The organism is Streptomyces sp. NBC_01717 (assembly GCF_036248255.1).
Classification (GTDB): domain Bacteria; phylum Actinomycetota; class Actinomycetes; order Streptomycetales; family Streptomycetaceae; genus Streptomyces.
The window spans coordinates 4,309,643-4,333,622 of record NZ_CP109178.1 but is presented as its reverse complement, the minus strand read 5'-3'; the positions used below and the strand labels follow the sequence as shown (position 1 = coordinate 4,333,622).

Genomic DNA, 23,980 nt, shown 5'->3' with positions numbered 1-23,980 from the left:
ATCTGATGCTGATGCATGTATACCCCCCTCCCCTATGAAGCGCAAGGGTGGATCCGGTGCCGGACTGCGGACCCGGGTGTGTCCGGCCGCCGGGTGCCCCTCCGGCCTCGCGTATCTTCACGTCCGCAGGGAAGCTGCACCTTCAGCCGACTGACCCGTAGGCTGGCCATTGGACTAGACCTATAGCTGTTTACTGGAGGAATGGGGTCCCATGAGCAACCGTGCAGTCCTGGAGGTGATCGCTCTCGACGCGGAGGACGCGGTCGCTGCCCAGGCGGGTGGTGCAGACCGGCTCGAGCTGGTCACCGACATGGCGGCGGACGGACTCACCCCGTCCTGCGCGACCTTCGCGAAGATCCGTGCCGCAGTCGACATTCCGCTGCGGGTGATGCTCAGGGTGGCGGACGGATTCGCGGCCGGTGACATCGACGTACTCGTGCGGAAGGCGCGCGAGCTGCGGGCCGAGGGCGCCGAGGAATTCGTCCTCGGCTTCCTGGACGCGCAGGGGCACGCGGACCTGGTCGCCGTCGAGCGGCTCGTCGCCGAGCTGGACGGCTGCAGCTGGACGTTCCACCGCGCGATCGACCGCGCCACCGACCGGGACGCCCTGCGCAAGCAGCTGGCGGACCTGCCCGGCCTCGACACGTACCTCACGGCCGGATCGGCGCTCGGCGTCGACGACGGCATCCCGACGCTGCTCGTCGAGGCGGCACGGAAGGGCGAGCCCGGGTACGAGCCGCAGATCCTGGTCGGGGGCGGGCTGCGGCTCGAACACCTGCCGGAGCTGCTGGCCGCGGGCATCGACGCGGTGCACATCGGGGGTGCGGCGCGACCCGAGGGATGGGACGCGCCGGTGGACGTGGCGGCGGTACGGGAGTGGCGGGCGCGGCTCGACGGACACGGCGGCTCGCCGGAGTGACCGGTCCCGTCCTCGATCGCCGGACGGACGGGAGGGCCGAGCCCGTCCGGCGATCGAGGCCCGGCGGCTACCGGACGGCCGCGGTACCCCCGAGCGCCTCCGGCAACCCCGCCGCGTGCACCACCGTCAACCCCGACACCGCACGGGTCAGCGCCACGTACAACCGGCGCAGGCCCGTGCGTTCGTCCGGTTCGCCGTCGACCACCGCCGCCGGCTCGTCCAGCACCACATAGTCGTACTCCAGGCCCTTGGCCAGCGACGCCGGGACCAGCGTCAGCCGGGACTCGGCCGTCGTCTCCTCGCCGGGGGACAGATACGCGTGCCCCGCCGCCGTCAGCGCCTCCGCCAGCGCCGGGATCCGGGCGTCCGCGGCGATCAGGCCGATCGACCCCTCCTGCGTCAGTGACTCCTCGCACGCCGCGAGTACCGCCGCGTCCAGAGCGGCCGGGCCGGCCACTTCCCGTACCGCCAGTGAACCCGGCGACTCACGCACCGACTCCACCTCCGCGAGGCCCGGCGAGATCACCGGCAGCAGCCGTGACGCGTAGGCGATGACCTCCCTCGGCACACGGAAGCCCGCCGTCAGCTCCTCCACCACCGCGTCCTCCTTGCCCAGGTGGTGCAGCGCCTGTGCCCAGCTCTCGGTCGACCACGGCGTCGTCCCCTGCGCCAGGTCGCCGAGCACGGTCGCCGAACCGGTCGTGCAGCGGCGGCCCACCGCCCGGTACTGCATGGGGGAGAGGTCCTGCGCCTCGTCGAGGACGACATGGCCGAGCGAGTGCGTACGCGCCACCAGATCGCTCGCCTCGTCGATCAGCACCGCGTCGGCCGCCGACCACTTCGCCGACTTCACGCTCCGGGCCGGTTTCGTCCACAGGATCGTCTTCTGCTCGTCCTCGGTGAGCAGCCCGTCCGCGTGCGCGGCCAGGAACTCCGGGTCGGACAGCAGTCGCAGCACCAGCTTCGCCGGGTCGACGGCGGGCCAGATCGCCTTCACGGCCGCCTTGACCGCGGGAGTACGGGCCACCGCGTTCTGCACCCGGTCGTCGGGGGCCTCGCCGGCCTCCTCCATCCGCACCAGGACGGCGTGCGCGATGCGCTGCGGAAGCGCCTCGTGCGCTGCGCCGTACCGCATGTCGCGGGCCAGCAACTCGGTGACCATCTCCTCCAGTTCGTATGCGGGTACCCGCCAGCGGCGCGAACCGCGCACCACCATCACCGGCTCCGTCGGCAGCGTCACATGCGAACGGATCGCCCGCCGAAGCACCTCCGCCATCCGGGCGTCACCCTTGACGACGGCCGCCTCCGCCGCGTCCGCACCCCGCACCTCGACATGCGCCGCCACCAGATCGTCGACGGTCGCCTGCTTCACCTCCAGCTCACCGAGGGCCGGGAGTACCTGCTCGATGTAGTGGAGGAACGACCGGTTCGGCCCGATGACCAGCGTGCCGGTGCGGGCGAGGCGGTCACGGTGCGCGTACAGCAGATACGCGACCCGGTGCAGGCCGACGGCGGTCTTGCCGGTTCCGGGCCCTCCCTGCACGCACACCGTCCCGCCGAGCCCGCTGCGGACGATCTCGTCCTGCTCGGGCTGGATCGTCGCCACGATGTCGCGCATCGGACCGACGCGCGGCCGCTCGATCTCCGCCTGGAGCAGTTTGCTGGTCTGCGCGGCCTCGGTGGGGTCGCTGAGGTGCTCGTCCTCGTACGCGGTCAGCTCGCCGCCGGTGTACCCGAAGCGGCGGCGCTGTCCGACGTCCTGCGGATCCTTCTTCGAGGCCCGGTAGAACGGCTGCGAGACCGGCGCACGCCAGTCGATGACCATCGGATCGCCGTCGGCGTCATGGACGTGCCGACGCCCGATGTAGAACTGCTCTCCCTCCGCGCCTTCGGCCTGCTCGGCACCGACCGGGTGCAGATAGTCGAGACGCCCGAAGAAGAGCGGGGTGTGGGAGAGGTCGGCGAGCGACTTGATGCGTTCGTCGATCTGGGCCTGCAGGACGGCGGCGTTGACCCAGTTCGCGGTGACGTCGCGGATGTCGAGGGCCTGGGCGTCCTCCCGCATGGCGCGCAACGCGGCCCGGGACGCCGCGAGATGGGTGCGCTCGCGAGCCAGCGGATCGGTGGTGGTGGTGTCGCTTTCGTGTTCGTGCGCGGGCACGGTGTTGCCTCCGGCTTTTCAACGCAGGACGGCGGCCCGCAGCTCGCTCCCGGTCACGGCCAGGGGGCGATGCGGTCCGCTCGAGGATCGATCACGGGGTACGCACGCAGGTGCACGTACGACTGTCGGCCGGTTTCCGTCCGGTCGGCGGCGCTCCCCCGGCTGCCGGCGACGAGCCGGTACCACGGTGCGGGAGGCGGGCAGACCGGCGATTGTATCGACCGCGATCGGCGGGGTCGAACGAATTGAGCTGCCCGGCCCACCCCCGGTCCCCCCGTCCCACCCGTAGGGGACGGCATCCGACCGGAGGCCTACGCGAAGACCACGGGGATTCCGTCCGTGGGCCGATGCCGTCACGGGACGGGCGCAGGACCATGGATTACATGAGCACCGCCAGCCTGAACCCACACGGAACCGGTCCCGCGCACGGCGCGACGGCCGCCACCGGTCACCCGCCCACCCACCACGTCGGCGACGCCGTGCGCGCTGTGAAGGTCTTCGCACGCGCCGCGTTCGGCGTGGTCGTCCTCGGCGAGTACGCGGAGGAGGCAGGAGTCCTCCGCCGCGACCCTCGAGAACAGCACGAGCACCCCGTACGCCGCGAACACTGAGTACGGCGGGGCCACTGGGCACGCGTGCGTCGGCATGAGCATCCGGCGCGGAGGCGACGAGCCCCGGCCCGCGCCGGGACCCGATCGATCCAGTCGCTCAGTTGTCCGTCAGCAGCTCGTCCGCGTCCACGATCCGGTACGCGTACCCCTGCTCGGCCAGGAACCGCTGGCGGTGTGCCGCGAAGTCCTGGTCGATCGTGTCGCGGGCGACCACCGAGTAGAACCGGGCCTCGTGCCCGTCCGCCTTCGGCCGCAGCACCCGGCCGAGCCGCTGTGCCTCCTCCTGCCGTGAGCCGAACGTGCCCGACACCTGGATGGCGACGGTCGCCTCCGGCAGGTCGATCGAGAAGTTCGCGACCTTCGACACGACGAGGACGCTGAGCTCGCCCTGGCGGAACGCGTCGAAGAGCTTCTCCCGCTGGGCGTTGCTCGTCTCGCCCTTGATCACCGGTGCGTCCAGATGCTCGCCCAGCTCGTCGAGCTGGTCGATGTACTGCCCGATGACGAGGGTCTGCTCGCCCCGGTGCTTGCGCACCAGCGCCTCCGTCACCTTCCGCTTCGTCGCGGTCGTCGCGCAGAACCGGTACTTCTCCTCGGCCTCTGCCGTCGCGTAGGCCAGCCGCTCCGAATCCGTCAGATTGACCCGGACCTCGACACAGTCGGCAGGCGCGATGTACCCCTGCGCCTCGATCTCCTTCCACGGCGCGTCGAACCGCTTGGGGCCGATCAGCGAGAAGACGTCCGACTCGCGGCCGTCCTCCCGGACGAGCGTCGCGGTGAGGCCGAGCCGGCGCCGGGCCTGGAGGTCGGCGGTGAACTTGAAGACGGGTGCGGGCAGCAGATGCACCTCGTCGTAGATCACCAGGCCCCAGTCGCGGGAGTCGAACAGCTCCAGATGCGGGTAGACGCCCTTACGGCGGGTCGTCAGGACCTGGTACGTGGCGATGGTGACCGGCCGGATCTCCTTGCGCGTACCGCTGTACTCGCCGATCTCGTCCTCGGTCAGCGACGTCCGCTTCACCAACTCGTGCTTCCACTGCCGGGCCGAGACGGTGTTCGTCACCAGGATCAGCGTGGTCGCCTTGGCCTCCGCCATCGCACCGGCCCCGACCAGCGTCTTGCCCGCACCACAGGGCAGTACGACGACACCGGAGCCGCCGTGCCAGAACCCTTCGACGGCCTGCTTCTGGTACGGCCGCAGTGCCCAGCCGTCCTCGGCCAGCTCGATCGGGTGCGCCTCGCCGTCGACGTACCCGGCGAGGTCCTCGGCCGGCCAGCCCAGCTTCAGCAGCGTCTGCTTGATCTGCCCGCGCTCGGACGGGTGCACCGCCACGGTGTCCGGGTCGATCCGGACCCCGACCAGCGGCTGGACCTTCTTCGACCGGAGGATCTCCTCCAGCACGGGCCGGTCCGTGGAGGTCAGCACCAGCCCGTGGACCGGATGCTTGGAGAGCGTGAGGCGGCCGTACCGGGCCATCGTCTCGGCGATGTCGACGAGCAGCGCGTGCGGTACCGGATAGCGCGAGTACTGCACGAGCGCGTCGACGACCTGCTCGGCGTCGTGCCCGGCGGCCCGCGCGTTCCACAGTCCGAGGGGGGTCAGCCGGTAGGTGTGGATGTGCTCGGGCGCCCGCTCCAGTTCCGCGAAGGGCGCGATCGCGCGACGGCAGGCATCGGCCTGGTCGTGGTCGACTTCCAGGAGCAGCGTCTTGTCGCTTTGGACGATGAGGGGTCCGGTCACGCGTCTCGGCCCTTTCTACGGGGTGCGGCCGCCCGTGCGGCCAAACGTCCAGTGTGCCGCATGCGGGGTAGGTGGCGCGTAGGTGACGGCCGGCGGGATGTCCGGCCACTCGCTCGCCGTGGCGGTAGCGGACGTGTCCCGGCCCGCCGGTGACTTCGCTCGGGCCGTGGAACGCATGCGCCGGCGGTGGCTCGTCCCGCTGGGCCGGGAGGTCAGGTGGTGGCGTCGTCGGCCAGTTCGGCGACGCCGGTGATCCGGTGCAGCGGGTAGGTGCGGACCTCGTCCGCCGTATGGTCGTACGCCGTCACGAAGCCGCCCTCCACCCGGACCGGGGCGATGACCCGCTGGCTGGCCGCGCCGTCCGCGTTGACGTACCCGATCCACACCGCAGAGCCCGTCATGGCCGCCGCCTGGACCGTCGCGAGGGTCTCCGCGGACGTCGTGCGGGGCAGTGAGCCGGCCGTGGCGGCGGCGGTCCCGTCCGTCTCCCTGTGGACGACCGTCGCGGCCGTGTCCCCGGCGCGGATCGCCCGTACCGCCGCGCCCAGCAGCGTTCCGTCGGGGACCGGCGGGCCCTCGGGGACAGGGGCGGGCGGTGTACGGAGCGGGGTGCGGCGGGTGCCCGCGCGGGTGATCAGGACGTCGCCCTCGGCGGACTCGGCGGCCGGGGCGTAGCCCATCTCGCGCAGCCCTTCGAGCAGGGACGCCGGGTCGATCTGGGCGGCCAGTGCCGTCGGTGCGAGGCGGCGCAGGCGCAGGGTGGCCGAGCGTCGGTCGGCGAGGATCTCGTTGAGCACGGCCTCGTCGTCGCAGCGCACGTACGCGGATGCGGCGCCGATCCGCAGATGGCCGTGGCGGCGGGCGACGTCGTCGATGAGGTAGCTGAGGGGTTGCGGGACCGGCGTACGGCTGTGCGCGGCGAGGAACGCGTGCAGATCGGCCGCGGACTGTCCGGCGTCCAGCGCTCGGCGTACGGAGCCCGGCGTGAACCGGTAGACCGTCGCCCCACCCTTCGACTCGATGTCCGCGAGGACGGACAGCGTGTCGGCGAGGGGACGTTCCAGCGGGCCGGGCGCGACGGCCGTCAGGTCGGCCTGGAGCAGCACGTGGTCGAGGGGTTCCGGGATCAGCGGGGCGAGCAGCGCGGCGGCCTTCGCGGGCCCGGAGTCGAGCAGGGCGCGGGACTGGGAGGAGAGCGCGCCGCGGCCGGTGATGCCGAGGAGTTCGGACTCGTTCAGCGTCCACAGGGCGATCCGGGACCGCAGGTCGGTGGTGTTCCCGGCGGAGGTGGAGGCGCCGCGCAGCGGCCGCTCCCAGCGGAGCCGGGCGAGCAGCGTCTCCGGGTCCGGGGCGGTGCCGGGGTCCAGCGAGGCGAGCAGGGCCAGGACGCGGTGGCGTACCTCGGGGGCGGCCGAGCGGTCGAGGTCGGGGCCGAGCGCGGACAGGGCCCGGCCCTTGGCGTCCTGGCCGCCGACCAGGCCGGCGGTGCGGGTGGCGGCGAGCCAAGTGGTGGCGAGGTGCACCCAGCGGTCCTGGACGGGGAGTTCGGTCCAGTCGTCGTATGCGGGAGTCGGCGCGTACCGCTCGTCGGCCTCGCCGTCGGAGGCCAGCAGCCCGGCCGCGTAGGCGAGTTCGAGCCAGAACGTGGCGATCGGCTCGGAGACGTCGAGGACGGCCGCGGTCCGCTTCAGCTCGCGGACGCTGAGGCCGCCGGCGCGCAGTATCGGCGGGCCACCGCCGTTCCAGCTCGTCAGGAGTTCCTCGACGGTGGACACCGCCAGGAATGCCTGGCCCGCCGCCGCACTGTCCACAGCCTGGGGATCGCGTGTCGCGACCGCCACGACGGCGGGCGGCAACGGCTCCGGTACGCGGTGGGCGCGCCCTGCCCGCAGATGCAGGGCAGCCTCGCGCGGCAGGACGACCGTGCGCGTCGACACGGGCAGCAGCAGCCCGCGGTCGCGCAGCCACTTCACGGGCGGCGTCGGATTCGGGGTCACCTCCCCGTACGGCGGGCCCCACACCAGCCGGTCCAGCACCGAGAGGGCCTCGACGGGCGCGGTGTCGAGCAGTTCGCCCATCCTGGTGCGGTCGGTGAAGAGCGCGGACAGAGAGGCGACGGCGGAGACCGGGTCATGGGTGGCGGGCAGCCCGGCCGCCGTCAGGATCTCCTGGAGCCGGCCCGGCGACATGCCGGCCGTGGCCTCGGCGACGGTCGGCCCCAGCCCGGTGGGGGAGGGATGCTGCGGGGACGGGGCAAGGAGTTCGCGCGCGGTACGCACCAGCCGCAGCCGGTCGTCCTCGCCCCAGACGAGGGCCTGTTCGCGCAGGGTCGCGAGGGCGCCGGGTGCCGCGCTCCGGATGGCCGTACCCGCGTCGTCGCGGGCCGTGCCGTCGTCCTGGCCGTCGCCGGTGAGCAGGGCGAGCAGAGTCTCGTACGGGGCCGGATCGGGCGCGACGGCCAGCGCCTCCGCGGTCTGCAGGGCGAACCGGTCGAGGTGCTCCAGCGCGCGTACGACAGAGGCCCGGGTACCGGCCCTCGTCGCCAGTTGGGTGATGTCGTTCGGCACCGGAGACAGAAGATCGGGGCGGGCGCGGAGCAGCCCGGCCAACGACTCGTCGTCCCGGGCGCGCAGAGCTTCGGCGAGCGTCCGCGGTGGTGTGGTCATCCCCATCCGTCCCACGGTAGTCGCTCCGGACAGGCCCGAGGGCGCTACCGTCGGTGCAGGCCGGTCAGAGGGGAACCATCGCGTGGGGATCGAGAGCGACCAGCTCGTCTACGACTATCTGAGCCGGGTCGGGGATCTGGCCCAGCAGCAACAGCTGTCCTCGGGCACCCGGATGCGGCTCGTGGCGGCACTGCGCACCGAGATCGACCGGCAGCGCGGAAGCCAGGCCACGGACACGCCGGCGGCGGTGCGCCGCATCATCGGGCGGCTCGGCACACCGGACGAACTGGTCGCCGCGGCGGCCCGGTCGGCCGACGGAACGGTGACGTTGCCGGGGGCGGCGGGGGCTCCGGATGCGGGTGATCCGCAGTCGCGGGGGATCCCCCGGTCGCGCAGAGGGACGCTCCGGAAAGAGACTTCGCGCAAGGGCGCGTCGGAGGGGGCGGCGGGGGTCTCTCGGGCCCCGGAGACCTCAGGGACCACAGGGGCCTCGGGGGCTTCGGGGGGCGATGTGCCGGCCCAGCGGGTGCCGTCGCCGCCGCACATGGCGGGGACGGACGAACTGGGCGCGTCCGGGAGCGAACCCGACTGGTGGCGTATCGAGTCGGGGCCGTTCGGGGACGGTGTGGAGGTGCCGGGGTTCGTCGGCGGGGTGGAGATCGCCGAGCTCTTGAGGCCGCCGCGGCCGCCGGTGGAGGAGACCGCGGCGGGGGCCGGTGCGGATGCGGAGGAGGGCGCGGGCGGTGACGGTGCCGAGGCCGGCTCCGACGGCGCTGATTCCGGCGGGGCGGACGACGCGCCGGGCGGTCGGTGGCGGCCGCGGTTGCGTCGGCGTGCACCACGGGAGAACAAGGGGTTCCGGTTCTCCCACCCGTTGTTGCTGCTCGCCGCCGCGCTGCTGGTCACCGGTGCGGTGACCGGGTACTGGGTGGCCCTGGCGGGCGGCTGGCTGCTCGCGTACGGCTCACGCACGCTCTCGCGCAGGGAGGCCAAGCTGGCCTCGATGGGGCTGCCGGGGGCGGTCGCGGCGGGCGGCCTGGTCTGGCTGTGGGGGCGGATGGACGGGCGCTGGGGCGAGCCGATCCCGGAGGACGGGATGGGCGAGGCGCTCAGCGGGGTGTGGCCGGTGGTGGTGCGGGCGGCGGCGGTGGCGTCCGCGCTGTTCCTGGTGTGGCGGGCGCGGCGGCGGGTGGAGTAGGCGGGGGCTTGGTGCCGGGGCGTCCGACTGCCGGTTGTCCTCAATCGCCGGACGGGCCTGGTGTGTGTCCGGTTCCCGGGGCCGTCGTCGCCGTGTGCGGTGGGTGGTGGTCCGGGGCCCCTCCGGGGCGTCTCCTCGGGCGACGAACCTTCGGCGGGTACGCGGGGGAGCCCGGGTCTTTGTTCGTCACCCTGCGGGGACTCCCCTGCACGGCCCCGGACCGGCCGTCCCGCGGGTGCGGCGATGCGTTCCACCGGTTCGCAGACGCGGGTGATGCGTAGGTGGGGCCGTGCAGGGGAGTCCCCGCAGGGGCTGGCGTACGTGTCGGGCCCCGCCGCGTTGCGGGCTTCCGCGCCAGTCCCGAGGAGACGCCCCGGAGGGGCCCCGCCCACCCCACCCGCGGGTGGACGCGCCCTCACGCCGTTGCCGGGCAACACAACCCCGAGCCCGTCCGGCGCTTGAGGACGGACCCCCCGTCCCGGACCGGGGCCGGGAAGCAGGCGCCCCCGGAGGGATCACCGCGCAGGGGTCCAGGGGGCGCCCGGGACCACCAGGGGTGAACCCGTCACCGGGTCCGGGACGATCACCGCCTCCAGGCCGAACACCTCGCGTACGAGCTCCGCGGTGACGATGTCCGCCGGGTGGCCCTCGGCGACGATCCGGCCCGCCTTCATCGCGATCAGGTGGTCCGCGTACCGCGCGGCCTGGTTCAGGTCGTGGAGCACGGTGACGACCGTCCGGCCGCGGCTGCCGTCGGCCGCCGGTGCGGCGAGCTGGCGCACCAGGTCGAGGACCTCCACCTGGTGCGAGATGTCGAGGTACGTCGTCGGTTCGTCGAGCAGCAGCAGATCCGTCTCCTGGGCCAGCGCCATCGCGATCCAGACCCGCTGCCGCTGCCCGCCGGACAGTTCGTCCACGGACCGGTCGCCGAGCGCCGTGATGTCCGTACGGTCCATGGCGTCGGTGACGGCCCGCTCGTCCTCCTCCGACCACTGCTGCCACCAGTGCTGGTGTGGCTGACGGCCGCGGGCGACGAGGTCGGAGACGGTGATCGCCTCGGGCGCGACCGGGGTCTGCGGCAGCAGCCCTATCGACTGGGCGATCTTCTTGGTGGGTATCCGGGACAGCTCCGTACCGTCGAGGAGTACCGCCCCGCCGCGCGGCTTGAGCAGCCGGCCCAGCGCGCGCAGAGTGGTCGACTTGCCGCACGCGTTCGGGCCGACGATGACCGTCACCCGGCCGTCGGGAACCGTCAGGTCCAGCTCGTGCACGACCGTGCGGTCCTCGTAGGCGAGGGTCAGTCGGCGCGCGGTGAGCCGGCCGGTCGTCGCCTCGGCCACGGCATCGGACGTACGGGTCGAGCTCATGCCTTGCCTCCATTACGGCCACCGTGACCGCGGACGATCAGCCAGATCAGATACGGGGCGCCGACCGCCGCCGTCAGCACACCCACCGGCAGCTCGGTGGGCGAGAAGAGTTTGCGCGCCAGCAGATCGCCGAAGACGACGATCACTGCGCCGAGCAGCGCCGAGCACAGCAGCGGGATCTGGGCGGTACGCGTCATGCGGCGGGCGACCTGCGGGGCGAGCAGCGCCACGAAGTCGACCGGCCCGGCCGTCCCCGTCGCCACGGACGCCAGGATCACACCGAGCGCGACGAGCCCCAGACGTACCCGGCCCAGCCGTACCCCCAGCGCGGTCGCGGTGTCGTCGTCCATCGACACGGTGCGCTGCGCACGAGCCGCCCACAGGACGGCCGGTAGGAGCACGAGCAGCGTCCAGCCGATCGGCGCCACCTCGTTCCAGCCGCGGCCGTTCAGCGAACCCGTCATCCAGATCTGCGCCTGCTGGGCGACCAGATAGTCGCCCTTGGTCAGGAACAGCGTGGTGACGGACCGCAGCGCGATGGCGAAGCCGATGCCGATGAGGACGAACCGGGTGGCGTGCAGCCCGCCGCGCCACGCGAAGACGTACACGAGCGCCGCCGCCGCGATCCCGCCGATGACCGACAGATACGGCAGCATGGTGTACGAGGTGACGCCGAACGTCATCGCGCCGACCGTGAGCGCGCCCGCGCCCTGGCTGATGCCGATGATGTCGGGACTGGCCAGCGGATTGCGGGCCACCGTCTGGATCAGTGCCCCGGCGATCCCGAAGGCCGCGCCGACGAGCAGGCCGACGACCATCCGCGGCAGCCGCAGCGTCCCGACGACCAGTTCGTACGGCGACGGCTGCCCGAGGATCACCTTCACGACCTCGGCCGGCGCGACGAAGCTCTCGCCGACGCAGAGGTACGCGACACAGACGACCGCCAGCAGCACGACGAGGACCGCCGCGGCGACGGCCGCACGCCGGTGCAGCAGGAACCGCCCGCGCGGCCCGATCCTTACGACGCTGTACCCGGCGGGCCGGACCGGGGTCCGGGTGAGGGTGCCGCTCATGCCGGGACCGCCTTCCGACGTACCAGTGCGACCAGGAACGGCACCCCGATCAGCGCCGTCATCACGCCCGCCGGGACCTCGCCCGGCGGGAAGACGATCCGGCCGATGACGTCCGAGACCAGCAGCATCACGGGGCCGATCAGCGCCGCCATCGGCAGTACCCACCGGTGGTCGCTGCCGACGATCGCGCGGGCGATGTGCGGAACGGCCAGCCCGATGAACGCGATCGGCCCGGCCGCGGCCACCCCGACCCCGGTCAGCACGGTGGCCCCGACGCCGCCGACGATCCGTACCGTCGCGACCTTCTGCCCCAGCCCCTTCGCCACGTCCTCGCCCAGCGCCAGTGCATCGAGGCCCCGCGCCACGGACAGCACGAGCACCGTGCCGACCAGCAGGAACGGCCAGATCTGCTGCGCCACCTCGGCCTCCCGCCCGGCGATCGAACCGACCTGCCAGAAGCGGAACTCGTCGAGCGCGGACGCCTTCGTCGTCAGCACCGCCATCGTCACGGACACCAGCAGCGCATTGATCGCGGCCCCGCCCAGTGCGAGCTTCACCGGCGTCGCCCCGCCGCGCCCGCGCGACGCGATCGCGTACACGGCGACGGACGCGACGGCCGCCCCTGCGAACGCGAACCAGACGTACCCGGTCAGCGTGTGGATCCCCGCGTACGCGATGGCCAGCACCACGCCGACCGAGGCGCCCTGGCTGATACCGAGGATCCCGGGGTCGGCGATGGGGTTACGGGTGATGCCCTGGAGCACCGTGCCCGCGAGGGCCAGCGCCGCACCGACCATCAGCCCGATCAGGGTGCGCGGCACCCGCAACTGGCGAATCACTTCGGCGGCGTCGGAGTGCCCGCCGTGCAGCAGGGCGTCGAGCACCGCGGAGGGCGCGATGGTGCGCGCGCCCACGGCAAGGCTGAGCAGGACGGCCACGAGCAGCGCCAGGACGGCCGTCGCCGTCGCGAGAGCGCGTCTGTGGCGGCGAGGTGCGGCGGCTGGCATCGGACCCAATCACAAACTGGACGACCTGGCTCTGTGCGGCCACGCAGGGCCGGCACAGCCAGGTAAGGCTTGGCTTAGTCTAGGCAGGGTGCGATGGGGCCCGGAGGGCGAGGGGCAGATCCGTGACCTCGGCACAATGGGGGCCATGGCTTCGCACCCCCTGACGGTCGGCTTCGACCTCGATATGACGCTCATCGACTCCCGGCCCGGCATCAAGGCTGCCTACCAGGCGCTTTCCGCCGAGACGGGGAGGCAGATCGACGCCGAGCTGGTGGTCAGCAGGCTCGGTCCGCCCCTGGAGGACGAACTGGCGAACTGGTTCCCGGCGGACGCCGTGGCCGCCACGGCCGACCGGTACCGGGAGATCTATCCCACACACGCCATCACCCCGACCCCTGCGCTGCCCGGCGCCCGGGAGTCCATCGCCGCGATCCGCGAGCGGGGCGGCCGGACGATCGTCGTCACGGCGAAGTACGAGCCGAACGCCAGGCTCCACCTGGCGCATCTCGGAATCGAGGCCGACGAGATCGTCGGCGGCCTGTGGGCGGAGGGGAAGGCGCGGGCGCTGCGCGAGCACGGCGCACACGTGTATGTCGGCGACCACACCGGGGACGTACGCGGCGCCCGCACGGCGGAGGCACTGTCGGTGGCGGTCACGACGGGCCCGTGCGACGCGGACGAACTGCGAGCGGCGGGCGCGGATGTGATCCTGCAGAACCTGACGGAGTTCCCGGCCTGGCTGGACGCCTACCGGGCCGCGTAGGGCCGTCCGGCGGATCACACCACCGCCGCCCCCGGCTTTCGCTCTACCGCGTGGCGTCCCGCTTCGGAGACCCTGCCCACGCCGACCGCACCACGCCGGCCGCCGCGATCAGGAATCCCACCCCCATCAACATGCACACCGCGTACGCGATGGACGGGAACGGGTCGGTCCCGAGGAACAGCGGGGCCACTGTGACCAGCGTGGCCAGCGCCCCGATGAAGAAGACGATCGCGCCGACCCGGACGAGCCGGTCGCCTGCACCAGAAGGAGGAGTACTCACCCCGCAAGGGTAGTTCCCACCCCGGAAGAACCCCTCTTCACCCGTAGTGCGCCGTTTCTGGACACAGTCCGGATGACCAGGCTTGACGAGGGGTACTGCACCTGTGGAGGCTTCTGCCAGCAGGGGAGCACGACCATGGTCCGGCCTGACCTGCTGAGGCTTGGTTCCGGCATACAGGTTGAGATGGGGTGCGTGCTTTGCCGACTGGCAAGGTCAAATGGTTCAACAGCGAGAAGGGCTTCGGCTTCCTTTCCCGCGACGACGGTGGCGACGTGTTCGTCCACTCGTCGGTGCTCCCTGACGGAGTGGACGCCCTCAAGCCCGGTCAGCGCGTCGAATTCGGCGTCGTCGCAGGTCAGCGCGGAGATCAGGCGCTATCGGTGACGATTTTGGACCCGACGCCGTCCGTCGCGGCCGCCCAGCGTCGCAAGCCGGACGAACTGGCATCGATCGTGCAGGATCTGACGACGCTGCTGGAGAACATCACGCCGATGCTGGAGCGGGGCCGCTACCCCGACAAGGCGGCCGGCAAGCAGATCGGCGGCCTGCTGCGCGCGGTCGCCGACCAGCTCGACGTATAGCGGACCGGCGACAGGCCGCACAGCCTGTCGCCGGACGGCGCCCGTCACCGTCAGGCGAACGACAGCGCGTCCGGGCCGAGGGGCGGCACCAGCCCCTCGGCCGCCGCGCGGGTCAGCAGTCCGCGGATCGCCGCGTAGCCGTTCTCGCCGAGGTCCGCGGTGAACTCGTTGACGTACAGCCCGATGTGCTGGTCGGCCACGGCCGGGTCCATCTCCTGGGCGTGCTCCAGCACGTACGGCCGCGACGCCTCCGGGTCGTCCCAGGCCATCCGTACCGACGTGCGCACCGAATCGGCCAGCGCCTTCAGCTTCTCGGCGCCCAGCGACCGCTTGGCGATGATCGCGCCGAGCGGGATCGGCAGACCGGTCGCCAACTCCCAGTGCTCGCCCATGTCGGCGAGGCTGTGCAGGCCGTAGTTCCGGTACGTGAACCTCGCCTCGTGGATGACGAGACCGGCGTCCACCTTCCCGTCGCGCACGGCGGGCATGATCTCGTCGAACGGCATGACGACGATCTCGCCGACGTCACCCGGGACGACATCCGCCGCCCAGAGCCGGAACAGCAGATAGGCGGTCGAGCGCTCGCTCGGCACGGCGACGGTCTTCCCCGTCAGATCCGTACCCGGCTCCTTCGTCAGGACGAGCGGCCCGCAGCCGCGTCCCAGCGCCCCGCCGCAGGGCAGCAGCGCGTACTCCTCCAGGACCCAGGGCAGTACCGCGTACGACACCTTCAGCACGTCCAGCTCGCCGCGCTCGGCCATGCCGTTGGTGAGGTCGATGTCGGCGAACGTGACATCGAGTGCGGGCGCGCCGGGGACCCGGCCGTGCGCCCAGGCGTCGAAGACGAACGTGTCGTTCGGGCACGGCGAGAAGGCGATGCGCAGGGCGTCGCCGGTGGTGTCAGCGGTGTCGGTCATGGGGAGTGGTCCAGCCTTCCAGTACGGGGGTGAGCTTCCCGAACGCTTCGGTGAGCGCGGCCAGCGCGTCGCCGATGCGCCAGGCGTTCCGGTCGCGCGGGCCGACGGCGTTCGAGACGGCCCGGATCTCCAGCACCGGTACGCGCAGCCGCTCGGCGGCCTCGGCGACCCCGAACCCCTCCATGGCCTCGGCGACAGCGTGCGGGTGGGCGGTGCGCAGAGCGGCGGCGCGTCCGGCGCTGCCGGTCACGGTGGAGACGGTGAGGACCTCGCCGGTCAGCGCGCCGGTGGCCGCGGCCACGTCCCGTACCAGGCCGGGCGGCGGCACGAACCGTTCCCGCCCGAAGCCAAGGGCGGTGACGGGCACGAAACCGTCGGGGGTCTCGGCGCCCAGATCGGCGGCGACGATACCGCTCGCCACGACGAGGGAACCGACGGGGGCTCCGGGCGCGAACCCGCCGCCGATCCCGGCCGAGACGACCAGGCCGTACGGTTCCGCCCCGGCGCCCGGACCGACCTCCGCCCCGGCCCCCGAGGCCAGGGCGAAAGCGGCCGCGGCGGCCGCGGAGGCCGGACCCGCGCCGCCCGCGACGACATCGAAGGCACCGGCGCGGTGCAGCTCGGCGCCAGGCACGTCGAGGATCTGCGGCCCGTCCGTGAACGCACGCGTGACCGCGTCCCGTTCCACCGGGACAGCGGTCACGACAAGCACACGCACGGGGAGGGTCCTCCCAGGTCAGGAGGGGATCAGCTGGTCTTCTTGAGCTCGAAGTGCCAGATGCCGGTGAGCTTCTTGCCCTTGGTCTCCACGATGCTGACCTGCGTCTTGTTCGTGGTTCCGCCGGTCTGGCTGGAGAAGAAGGCGCTGCCCGGGACGGACCGGTAGGTCCTCTTGTACGGCTCCTGCTCGGCCTGCTGGCCGTTGATGAAGAGCGTCCAGCCGTTGTCCGCGATCTCGGGGTCGACGCCGAAGCGGACCTTGTCGTCCATCGCGACCTTGACGGACTTCTCCGCCTTCTTGTTCAAGCAGGCCTGGATCTGCGAGTCCTTGAGGGCGTCGCCGTCGTTGTAGCAGGACGCCTCGGTGGTCACCGAGGTGTCGCCGACCGTCACGGTGGCGAGCGGCGTCGGCTTGTCGCAGGCGGACAGGACAAGGAGTCCCGCGGACACGGCACCAAGAGCGACGCCGATACGACGGCCCTTACCGGAGAAGAACGCAACGGTCATGGGCCGAAGGTTATCGGTCGCTCCGGCTCACGCCACGCGGGGGTGCGGCGAGCCGCGCCGCGCGGCGCTCAGCAGACCCCGTACGGAGGCTGTCGCACCGAGGGCGAGGATCCCCGCGGCGACGGACATCCCCAGTACGCCGTTGAGGGGGAGAGAGATGCCGATGCCGCCGCCGACCACCCAGGACATCTGCAGCAGAGTCTCGGACCGGGCGAACGCGGAGGTCCGTACCTCCTCCGGCACGTCGCGCTGGATCATCGCGTCCAGCGACAGCTTGGACAGAGCCTGGGTGAAGCCCGCCATCGCACTGAGCGCGGCGACCATCAAAGTGGAGAAGAAGACCGCGGCGAGGACGGCGACGCCGAGGGCCAGCCCCAGCACCGCGGCGATGATCACCTCGGGACCGCGGGTCCGGAGCCAGGAGCCCATGGCCGTACCGAGGGCATTGCCGACACCGGCCGCGACACCGACGATGCCGAGCGACACGGCGGCGCTCTGCCCGGCCAGCGGCTGCTCACGCAGCAGGAACGCCAGGAAGAAGATCAGGAAGCCGGAGAGGGCGCGGTGGGCGGCGTTCGCCTGGAGCCCGTGCAGGACGGACGGCCCGACGGTCCGCAGCCCCGGCCGCCTCTCCTTCTCCCCGGACCTCATGGTGGTTTTCTTGCCGTTGGCCCTTTTCCCGTTCCCGTTGGCCTTGGAGGGCTTGGCCAGGACGGATGGCTGATGGCCGTGGGGCTCGACCAGCCGGGCCCGGCGCTCACCCTTCGCCGAGTCGACCTTGCGCGGCAGCGTGAAGGCGAGCACGGTGCCGCCTATGAAGATCACGCACGCGCCGTACAGCGGCCAGCCGGATCCGACGGTCTGCAGCCCGGCCCCGATCGGCGCCGCCACACCGGTGGCCAGGAGCCCGGCCAGGGTGACCCGGGAGTTCGCCTTCACCAGGGAGAAACCGGGTGGCAGCAGGCGCGGCACGACCGCGCTGCGTACGACCCCGTACGCCTTCGAGGAGACCAGGACGCCCAGCGCCGCCGGATACAGCTCCAGACCACCCGTGGCGACCGCGCTCGACATGGTGAGTGCCAGCAGCGCCCGGGCCAGCATGGCGCCCGCCATCGCGGCGCGGCGGCCGTGCGGCAGGCGGTCCAGGAGGGGGCCGATGACAGGGGCGAGGAGTGTGAAGGGCGCCATCGTGACGGCCAGATAGAGGGCTACGCGCCCCCGGGCCTCGTCCGTCGGCACGGAGAAGAACACCGTCGAGGCGAGCGCGACGGTGATCATCACGTCGCCCGCGCCGTTCACGGCATGCAACTCGATCAGTTTGCCGAGCCCGGATTCGCCGGCGCCGTGGGCGTGGGTCGCCTTGCGGATTCCTTTCGCCGTGCCGGTGAACGGCGCGTGCAGGGCATGACCGATCGTCCGGCCCGTCCTGCGGAGCGGGCCGGACCCGTCGTGCGACCTGGCGGAAGCCACCCCGTCATAGTGCCCCAGTCACACCGGTAACGAACCGAGAACGGTGTGAGGCGCGATGAGCGCCGCCCTGTCGGGTCAGTGCGGACCGCGGCCGCCCGTCGTCGCGGCTACCGGGTCCGTTCTGACACGGACACGGCAGTGGATACGGCCTTGTTTGGGACGGGCAGGTGGGCGGGGAGCGGCGGAGAGGGTAGCGTGCGTAGCGCGCCACCGGCGGTTGTTCTTGGCCGCGCGCCTCTCGGCGATCCCGCAGAATGGATAGCAGAAGGCGCGCCCGAGGCAGGCACAACGGGTGTGGACGTCGACGCGGCCCCCAGGTCCGCTCCGCCCGCAACCGTTATGGCCGAAATCGATGGATCTGCTGGCGCGCTCGTGAGACGGCGTATGGAGAGAAGCGAGACCTGTGAGTGCTGCTACGACGCGAAGCCGTACTGCCCGTACCCCTGCCCCCGACCGCCTGTGCGCCGAGGCGGTAGACCTCGCGCGCTCGGCGGCCGAGGAAGCCGCCGCGCCAGGAGTGGTCGGTGAGCACGTGGCGCTGGTCTCCGAAGGGGACCGGGTCGTCACGCACTACTTCGAGTGCAAGGAACCCGGTTACCGGGGCTGGCGCTGGGCGGTGACGGTCGCCAGGGCCTCCCGCGCCAAGAACGTCACGCTCGACGAGGCGGTACTGCTGCCCGGGACGGATGCGCTGCTCGCGCCGGAGTGGGTGCCGTGGAGCGAGCGGCTGCGCCCCGGCGACATGGGACCCGGCGATCTGCTGCCCACCGAGGCGGAGGATCTGCGTCTGGAGCCCGGGTACACCGGTGAGGACGAGCCGCCGCCGAACTCGGTGGTCTCCGAGATGTCGGAGGAACTGGCCGATCTCGTCGACGCGGAGGACGCGGAGCTGACGACGCGCCCGGAGGCGACGGACCGCGGCTCGATCGCAGCGGTCGCCGAAGAGCTCGGGATGCGGCGGGCGCGGGTGCTGTCCCGGTACGGGCTGCATGCGGCGGCCGACCGGTGGGACGAGGCGTTCGGCGCGAAGACGCCGATGGCGCAGGCGGCACCGGCGTCCTGCGACACGTGTGCCTTCCTGATGCCGATCGCGGGATCGCTGCGGCAGGCGTTCGGAGTGTGCGCGAACGAGTTCAGCCCGGCGGACGGGCGGGTCGTCTCGCTGTCGTACGGGTGCGGTGGGCACTCGGAGGCCGCGGTGATGCCGAAGCCGCCGAAGCCCGCGCCGCACGCGCTGGACACGATGCAGGTGGACGAGTACCTGCTGCGCCCGGCGAGGGACGGCGGGTCGGTTCCGGCGGAGCCGGACGCGCCGTCGGAGGACCTCGGCCACTCCTGACGCTCCTGGCCGCCGGGGAATTCGGGCCCACGGTGCCCGGGGGCCGTTTGCGGCGCCCTGGCGGCCACCGGGTGACCGCTTCGTCCGGCTGACCGCTTCCTCCTCGATCTCCCCCATGGCCTCAAGGCATGGGGCCCCGCCGACGGGCTCGGACGGGGTCGACCCGAGCCTGTCCGGCGTTTGAGGACAAAACGTGGCGCACGGGCTCGGCGCACCGGCTTTCCGCTCGCGGTACCTTCGGGCGCACACTGGCGGCACGGGTGCACCCGCACTCCCCGCCGCACACGGATAACGCGTCACCGGACAGAGCGGAGTCAGAGTGAGCATGAATGCGACCGAGGGGGCCGATCCGTTCGGGACGGCGCGGCTGCGGCGCGGGGTGCTCGATGCCTGGGGCGCCGGTCCCGCCCGGTTCCGGGAGGACGCCAACGCCGAGGAGGACCTCGCACTCGGCGGCTACCGTGACCGCCTCGTCGTCGAGCTGGCCCAGAACGCCGCCGACGCCGCCGCCCGCGCCGGCGTCCCCGGCCGTCTGCGTCTCACCCTGCACCCCGGCGACGCCGGGAACGCCGTCCTCGCCGCCGCCAACACCGGCGCCCCCCTCGACGCCACCGGCGTCGAATCGCTCAGCACGCTCCGGGCCTCCGCCAAGCGTGAGGGCCACGAGTCCGCCGTGGGCAGGTTCGGTGTCGGTTTCGCCGCGGTGCTCGCGGTCAGTGACGAGCCCGCTGTGGTCGGCCGGCACGGTGGGGTCCGCTGGTCCCTCGCCGAGGCCCGCGGCCTCGCCCGGCAGGCCGCCGTCGGCAGCCCCGGTCTCGGTGACGAGCTCCGCCGCCGCGACGGTCACGTACCGCTGCTCCGGCTCCCGCTGCCCGCCGAGGGCACCGCGCCGGACGGGTACGACACGGTCGTCGTCCTGCCGCTGCGCGACGGCGTCGCCGAGGATCTCGTCGGCCGGCTGCTCGCCGCCGTCGACGACGCGCTGCTCCTGACGCTGCCCGGCCTCGAAGAGATCGTCATCGACACCCCTGACGGGGTAAGGACGTTGCACCGCTCCCAGCACGGCCCGTACACGCACGTCGACGACTCCGTGCACGGCACGAACCGCTGGCGCACGGTCGCGCATCACGGTCCGATCGAGCCGGCCCTGCTCGCCGACCGCCCCCTCGAGGAACGGTTGCGCCCGCACTGGTCGGTGACCTGGGCGGTGCCCGTGGACATGGACGGGGCGCCGGTCTTCCCCCGTACCGCCCCCGTCGTCCACGCCCCGACCCCCACCGACGAACCCCTCGGCGTGCCCGCCCTGCTCATCGCGTCGCTGCCGCTCGACACCACCCGCCGCCACCCCGCGCCCGGCCCGCTCACCGACTTCCTGGTGCAGCGCGCGGCCGACGCCTACGCCGAACTGCTCGCGGACTGGCAGCCGGTGAGTGTCGGAACGATCGACCTGGTGCCCGGCCCGCTGGGCAGCGGCGAACTGGACGGTGCGCTGCGCGGCGCGATCCTGGAACGGCTGCCGCGCGTCGCGTTCCTGGAGCCCGCCGCCCCGCGCGACACCGCCGCCGAACCGGACCGGTGGGACGCCTGGGACGCGGAGCCGCAGAGTGCCCACGAGGCCACCACCGCGCTGCGGCCCATCGAGGCCGAAGTACTGGAGGGGGTCGGCGCCGAGACCGTCCGGGTGCTGGCCGAGGTGCTGCCGTGCCTGCTGCCCGCAGGACTTGAGCGCCGCAGCGAACTGCGCACGCTCGGAGTGGCCAGGGTGCCGCTGACCGAGGCCATCGACCGGCTCGCCGGTCTGGAGCGCGATCCCGCCTGGTGGCGGAGGCTGTACGACAGCCTGTCCGGCATCGACCCGGACCGGCTCTCCGGACTGCCGGTGCCGCTGGCCGGGACGGTGGATCAGGCGGTGGAGGGGCCGGACGGCATTGCGGCCCCGCGCACCACGATCGGTCCCCGTCAGGTCCTGCTGCCGCTGCCGGAAGCGCTCACCGGCCCGGTCCTGGACCGGCTGGCCCGGCTCGGCCTGAAGGTCGCGCATCCGGACGCCGCCCATCCGCTCCTGGAGAAGCTGGGCGCCCTGCCCGCCACCCCGCGCGCCGTGCTGACGACCCCACAGGTGCGCGCGGCGGTCGCCGGTTCGCTGGACGCGGGTGAGGTGTGGGACGAGGACGCGCTGGACGCCGGAGAGCTCGCGGAGACCGTCCTCACGCTGGTCCGGGACGCGGACCTGTCACCCGGCGACGAACCGTGGCTCGGTGCCCTCGCGCTCCCGGACGAGGAGGGCGAACCCGCTCCGGCCGGTGAACTCGTGCTGCCGGGAAGCCCGTTCGCGCAGATCATGCGTGACGGCGAACTCGCCCTCTGCGACGAGGAACTGGCCGTACGCTGGGGCGAACAGCCGTTGACCGCCTGCGGGGTGCTGGCCACCTTCGCACTCGTCCGCGCCACCGATGTCGTCCTCGACCCGGACGAACTGGAGCCACGCGAAGGCGACTTCACCGAACCCGACGACGCGGGGCTGCTCGACGCCGTCGACGTGTGGTGCGAGGACATCCTCGACCAGCTGCCGGACACCCCCGTGCCGCCGGTCGCCACCGAACTCGTCGCCGTCCGCGACCTCGACCTCGTCGACGACGACGCCTGGCCGCAGGCGCTCGCCCTGCTCTCCCGGCCGCCGCTGCGCGACGCACTGACGCAACCGGTGCGGGTGCTGCTCCCGGACGGTACGACCCGGTCCGTGCGCCCGTACACCGCCTGGTGGCTGCGCGACCACCCGGTGCTCGACGGCCGACGCCCGGCAGGTCTGCGGGCCGCAGGCGGCGACCCGCGGCTGTCCGGACTGTACGACTCCGCCGACGCGGCCGGCTTCGACGACGTCCAGGTGCTGCGCGCGCTCGGCGTACGGACGTCCGTCGCGGCGCTCCTCGACGAGCCGGGCGGTGCCGCCGAACTCCTCGGCCGGCTCGCGGACGGGAGCCGGCCGGTCGGCTCCGTGCAACTCCACGAGCTGTACACGGCGCTGGCCGATCTCGACCCCGAACACGTCACGCTGCCCGACGAGCTGCGGGCCGTGGTCGACGGCGAGGTGCGGGTCGTCGACGCGGCGGACACGGTGATCGCGGACGCCCCCGATCTGCTGCCGCTGACGGACAGCCTTCCGTTGCTGCCGGTGGCCCCGGCGCGCGCCGCCGAACTGGCCGAACTGTTCCAGGTGCGACGGCTCGGCGAGACCGTCCAGGCACAGGTGACGACGGAGGGCGAGGAGCACCAGGTGCCGGAACCGGTACGGATCCTGCTCGGCGCAGGGACCCCGGACACGTACGTCGAACACGGCGAACTCCGCGCGGGCGGCGTCGAACTGGACTGGCGCCGTACCCCGGACGGGGTCGTCCACGCGTCGACGCTCGAGGGCGTCGCGGCGGGCCTGGCGTGGGCGGCGGGGCAGTGGCCGCGCCGCTTCGAGGTCGCGGCGCTGCTGGAGGACCCGTCGCGCACGGAGGAACTGGCCCGGGACCGCTGGTTCGACTGACGACCCGGGCCCCATTGCCAGGTCCCGGTCACGCATACGCAAAGAATCTTCCCGGCCGTACAACCGTTCACCCGCCTCATTGATCTCGTCCGTGAAGCCACCAGGCTTTACAGACGATCTTGGGCCCCACGGACGGACGACCTCCGCGGGCCCCTTTCTCCACCGGGGAATGAACATGCGTATACGTGCCACTGTGGCCGCCGTGACCGGCGCCCTGGCTCTCTCCGCCCTCGTCGTACCGTCGGCGGCCAACGCCGCCGACGCGCACCACTCGGTACTCGCCGACGTCGTGCGTGCCGCGCACGACGCGTCCGGCACGAAGACCGGCGCGCGCTCCATCGCCGCCGACGAGACCGCCCCGCTCGACCTCACCTTCTCCAAGCTTTCGGTGAACGGCGGCAAGCCGATCGTCGTCGGCACCACCAACACGGTGACCGTGCCGACCACGTTCACCGTGACGCACGCCGCCGACGTGGACATCTTCGCCGACGACTTCATGCTCGATGTCGAGCTCTACCGCGGTTCGTTCGACGACCCGACGAACATCCTGTTCGGCGACGTGGCCCCCACCTGCAAGACCGTCTCCTCGACGGTCGCCACCTGCAAGGGGCAGATCGACGTCTGGCCGCAGATCGACTTCATCGGCAATGCGGACGCCACGACGTGGAAGGCGGTGGGCTTCGCCGCCGACCTCAACGGCCAGGACCCGTCCGACCCCGACTTCGACCCGAGCCAGATCGGCTTCGCGGAGCAGGACGGCCTGGGTACCACCAAGCTGCAGCGCTTCTCGAAGCTGACGGTCAACGCGGCCCCGGAGCCCGTCAAGAAGGGCAAGACCATCACGGTCACCGGCAAGCTGACGCGCGCCAACTGGGACGACTTCGCCTACCACGGCTACACCGTCCAGCCGGTGAAGCTGCAGTTCCGTAAGAAGACCAGCACCGCCTACACCACGGTGAAGACGATCAAGTCGAGCAGCACCGGCGCCCTGAAGACCACGGTCACCGCCTCGGTCGACGGCTACTGGCGCTACAGCTTCGCCGGCACGTCCACCACCCCGGCCGTCACCACCACCGGTGACTACGTCGACGTGCAGTAGTCACGGCAGTAGTTCCACCAACGGTTCCA

General features: G+C 72.4%; 19 protein-coding genes. 8 read left to right on the top strand and 11 right to left on the bottom strand.

All coding sequences use genetic code 11. The features are described 5' to 3' along the window. Positions 1-211 precede the first annotated feature (211 nt). On the top strand, positions 212-919 hold the full coding sequence (locus OHB49_RS19555; RefSeq protein WP_329161834.1) for a copper homeostasis protein CutC: 708 nt from the start codon (positions 212-214) through the stop codon (positions 917-919). Between the two features lie 67 nt (positions 920-986). Here the strand turns inward: OHB49_RS19555 and OHB49_RS19550 are convergent, their stop codons facing one another. After that, positions 987-3,080, bottom strand: a complete 2,094-nt coding sequence (locus tag OHB49_RS19550; RefSeq protein ID WP_329161833.1) for a HelD family protein — start codon at positions 3,078-3,080, stop codon at positions 987-989. Between the two features lie 383 nt (positions 3,081-3,463). On the opposite strand from OHB49_RS19550, the gene OHB49_RS19545 reads away from it, so the two are divergent. Next, positions 3,464-3,691, top strand: a complete 228-nt coding sequence (locus tag OHB49_RS19545) for a hypothetical protein (protein WP_329161832.1) — start codon at positions 3,464-3,466, stop codon at positions 3,689-3,691. Positions 3,692-3,788: 97 nt separating this feature from the next. On the opposite strand, the gene OHB49_RS19540 is transcribed toward OHB49_RS19545, so the two are convergent. Together OHB49_RS19540 and OHB49_RS19535 are read right to left on the bottom strand one after the other, a co-directional pair. After that, complete coding sequence (locus tag OHB49_RS19540; protein ID WP_030975456.1) at positions 3,789-5,432, bottom strand: DNA repair helicase XPB; 1,644 nt, start codon at positions 5,430-5,432, stop codon at positions 3,789-3,791. 212 nt (positions 5,433-5,644) lie between these two features. Then, on the bottom strand, positions 5,645-8,104 hold the full coding sequence (locus OHB49_RS19535; RefSeq protein WP_030975458.1) for a helicase C-terminal domain-containing protein: 2,460 nt from the start codon (positions 8,102-8,104) through the stop codon (positions 5,645-5,647). A 76-nt stretch (positions 8,105-8,180) separates the two neighbouring features. On the opposite strand from OHB49_RS19535, the gene OHB49_RS19530 reads away from it, so the two are divergent. Further along, complete coding sequence (locus tag OHB49_RS19530) at positions 8,181-9,296, top strand: hypothetical protein (protein WP_329161829.1); 1,116 nt, start codon at positions 8,181-8,183, stop codon at positions 9,294-9,296. A 515-nt stretch (positions 9,297-9,811) separates the two neighbouring features. Here OHB49_RS19530 and OHB49_RS19525 read toward each other — a convergent pair. From OHB49_RS19525 to OHB49_RS19515, 3 genes are read right to left on the bottom strand one after another with little or no spacing between them, the layout of a single operon-like run. Further along, complete coding sequence (locus OHB49_RS19525; RefSeq protein ID WP_030975462.1) at positions 9,812-10,663, bottom strand: ABC transporter ATP-binding protein; 852 nt, start codon at positions 10,661-10,663, stop codon at positions 9,812-9,814. Beyond that, a complete protein-coding gene (locus tag OHB49_RS19520) occupies positions 10,660-11,736 on the bottom strand; it encodes a FecCD family ABC transporter permease (RefSeq protein ID WP_329161827.1) in 1,077 nt (358 codons plus the stop codon). Before OHB49_RS19520 ends, OHB49_RS19525 begins: the two co-directional genes overlap by 4 nt. Beyond that, positions 11,733-12,743 (bottom strand): FecCD family ABC transporter permease, encoded by a 1,011-nt coding sequence (locus tag OHB49_RS19515; RefSeq protein ID WP_030975465.1) that lies wholly within the window; start codon positions 12,741-12,743, stop codon positions 11,733-11,735. Before OHB49_RS19515 ends, OHB49_RS19520 begins: the two co-directional genes overlap by 4 nt. Positions 12,744-12,879: 136 nt before the next feature. Between OHB49_RS19515 and OHB49_RS19510 the strand changes: the two genes are divergently transcribed. Further along, a complete protein-coding gene (locus tag OHB49_RS19510) occupies positions 12,880-13,506 on the top strand; it encodes an HAD family hydrolase (protein WP_329166546.1) in 627 nt (208 codons plus the stop codon). A gap of 43 nt (positions 13,507-13,549) precedes the next feature. Here OHB49_RS19510 and OHB49_RS19505 read toward each other — a convergent pair whose 3' ends face one another. Continuing rightward, positions 13,550-13,786, bottom strand: coding sequence for a hypothetical protein (locus OHB49_RS19505; RefSeq protein WP_030926548.1), 237 nt, complete (start codon positions 13,784-13,786; stop codon positions 13,550-13,552). Between the two features lie 197 nt (positions 13,787-13,983). Here OHB49_RS19505 and OHB49_RS19500 point away from each other — a divergent pair, with 197 nt between their 5' ends. Beyond that, the gene (locus tag OHB49_RS19500; protein WP_030926546.1) at positions 13,984-14,367 is read left to right on the top strand and encodes a cold-shock protein; all 384 of its coding nucleotides are present in this window, start codon (positions 13,984-13,986) and stop codon (positions 14,365-14,367) included. 50 nt (positions 14,368-14,417) lie between these two features. Here the strand turns inward: OHB49_RS19500 and OHB49_RS19495 are convergent, their stop codons facing one another. From OHB49_RS19495 to OHB49_RS19480, 4 genes are read right to left on the bottom strand one after another with little or no spacing between them, the layout of a single operon-like run. Further along, positions 14,418-15,284 carry a 1,4-dihydroxy-6-naphthoate synthase gene (locus OHB49_RS19495; protein ID WP_329161823.1) on the bottom strand — a complete coding sequence of 289 codons (867 nt, stop codon included), beginning with the start codon at positions 15,282-15,284 and terminating at the stop codon, positions 14,418-14,420. Continuing rightward, complete coding sequence (locus tag OHB49_RS19490) at positions 15,268-16,002, bottom strand: futalosine hydrolase (RefSeq protein ID WP_329161821.1); 735 nt, start codon at positions 16,000-16,002, stop codon at positions 15,268-15,270. The genes OHB49_RS19495 and OHB49_RS19490 overlap by 17 nt, the downstream gene beginning before the upstream one ends. Before the next feature lie 29 nt (positions 16,003-16,031). Next, positions 16,032-16,511: a hypothetical protein gene (locus OHB49_RS19485; RefSeq protein ID WP_030975473.1), complete on the bottom strand. Its 480-nt coding sequence runs from the start codon at positions 16,509-16,511 to the stop codon at positions 16,032-16,034. A 27-nt stretch (positions 16,512-16,538) separates the two neighbouring features. Then, positions 16,539-17,981, bottom strand: coding sequence for an MFS transporter (locus tag OHB49_RS19480; protein ID WP_329161818.1), 1,443 nt, complete (start codon positions 17,979-17,981; stop codon positions 16,539-16,541). 403 nt (positions 17,982-18,384) lie between these two features. Here OHB49_RS19480 and OHB49_RS19475 point away from each other — a divergent pair, with 403 nt between their 5' ends. The 3 genes from OHB49_RS19475 to OHB49_RS19465 all read left to right on the top strand — a co-directional run bounded on the left by OHB49_RS19475 (position 18,385) and on the right by OHB49_RS19465 (position 23,951). Further along, a complete protein-coding gene (locus OHB49_RS19475) occupies positions 18,385-19,320 on the top strand; it encodes a DUF3027 domain-containing protein (protein ID WP_329161816.1) in 936 nt (311 codons plus the stop codon). Between the two features lie 325 nt (positions 19,321-19,645). Further along, on the top strand, positions 19,646-22,852 hold the full coding sequence (locus OHB49_RS19470; protein ID WP_329161814.1) for a sacsin N-terminal ATP-binding-like domain-containing protein: 3,207 nt from the start codon (positions 19,646-19,648) through the stop codon (positions 22,850-22,852). A gap of 175 nt (positions 22,853-23,027) precedes the next feature. Next, positions 23,028-23,951 (top strand): hypothetical protein, encoded by a 924-nt coding sequence (locus OHB49_RS19465; protein WP_329161813.1) that lies wholly within the window; start codon positions 23,028-23,030, stop codon positions 23,949-23,951. Positions 23,952-23,980: the final 29 nt, after the last annotated feature.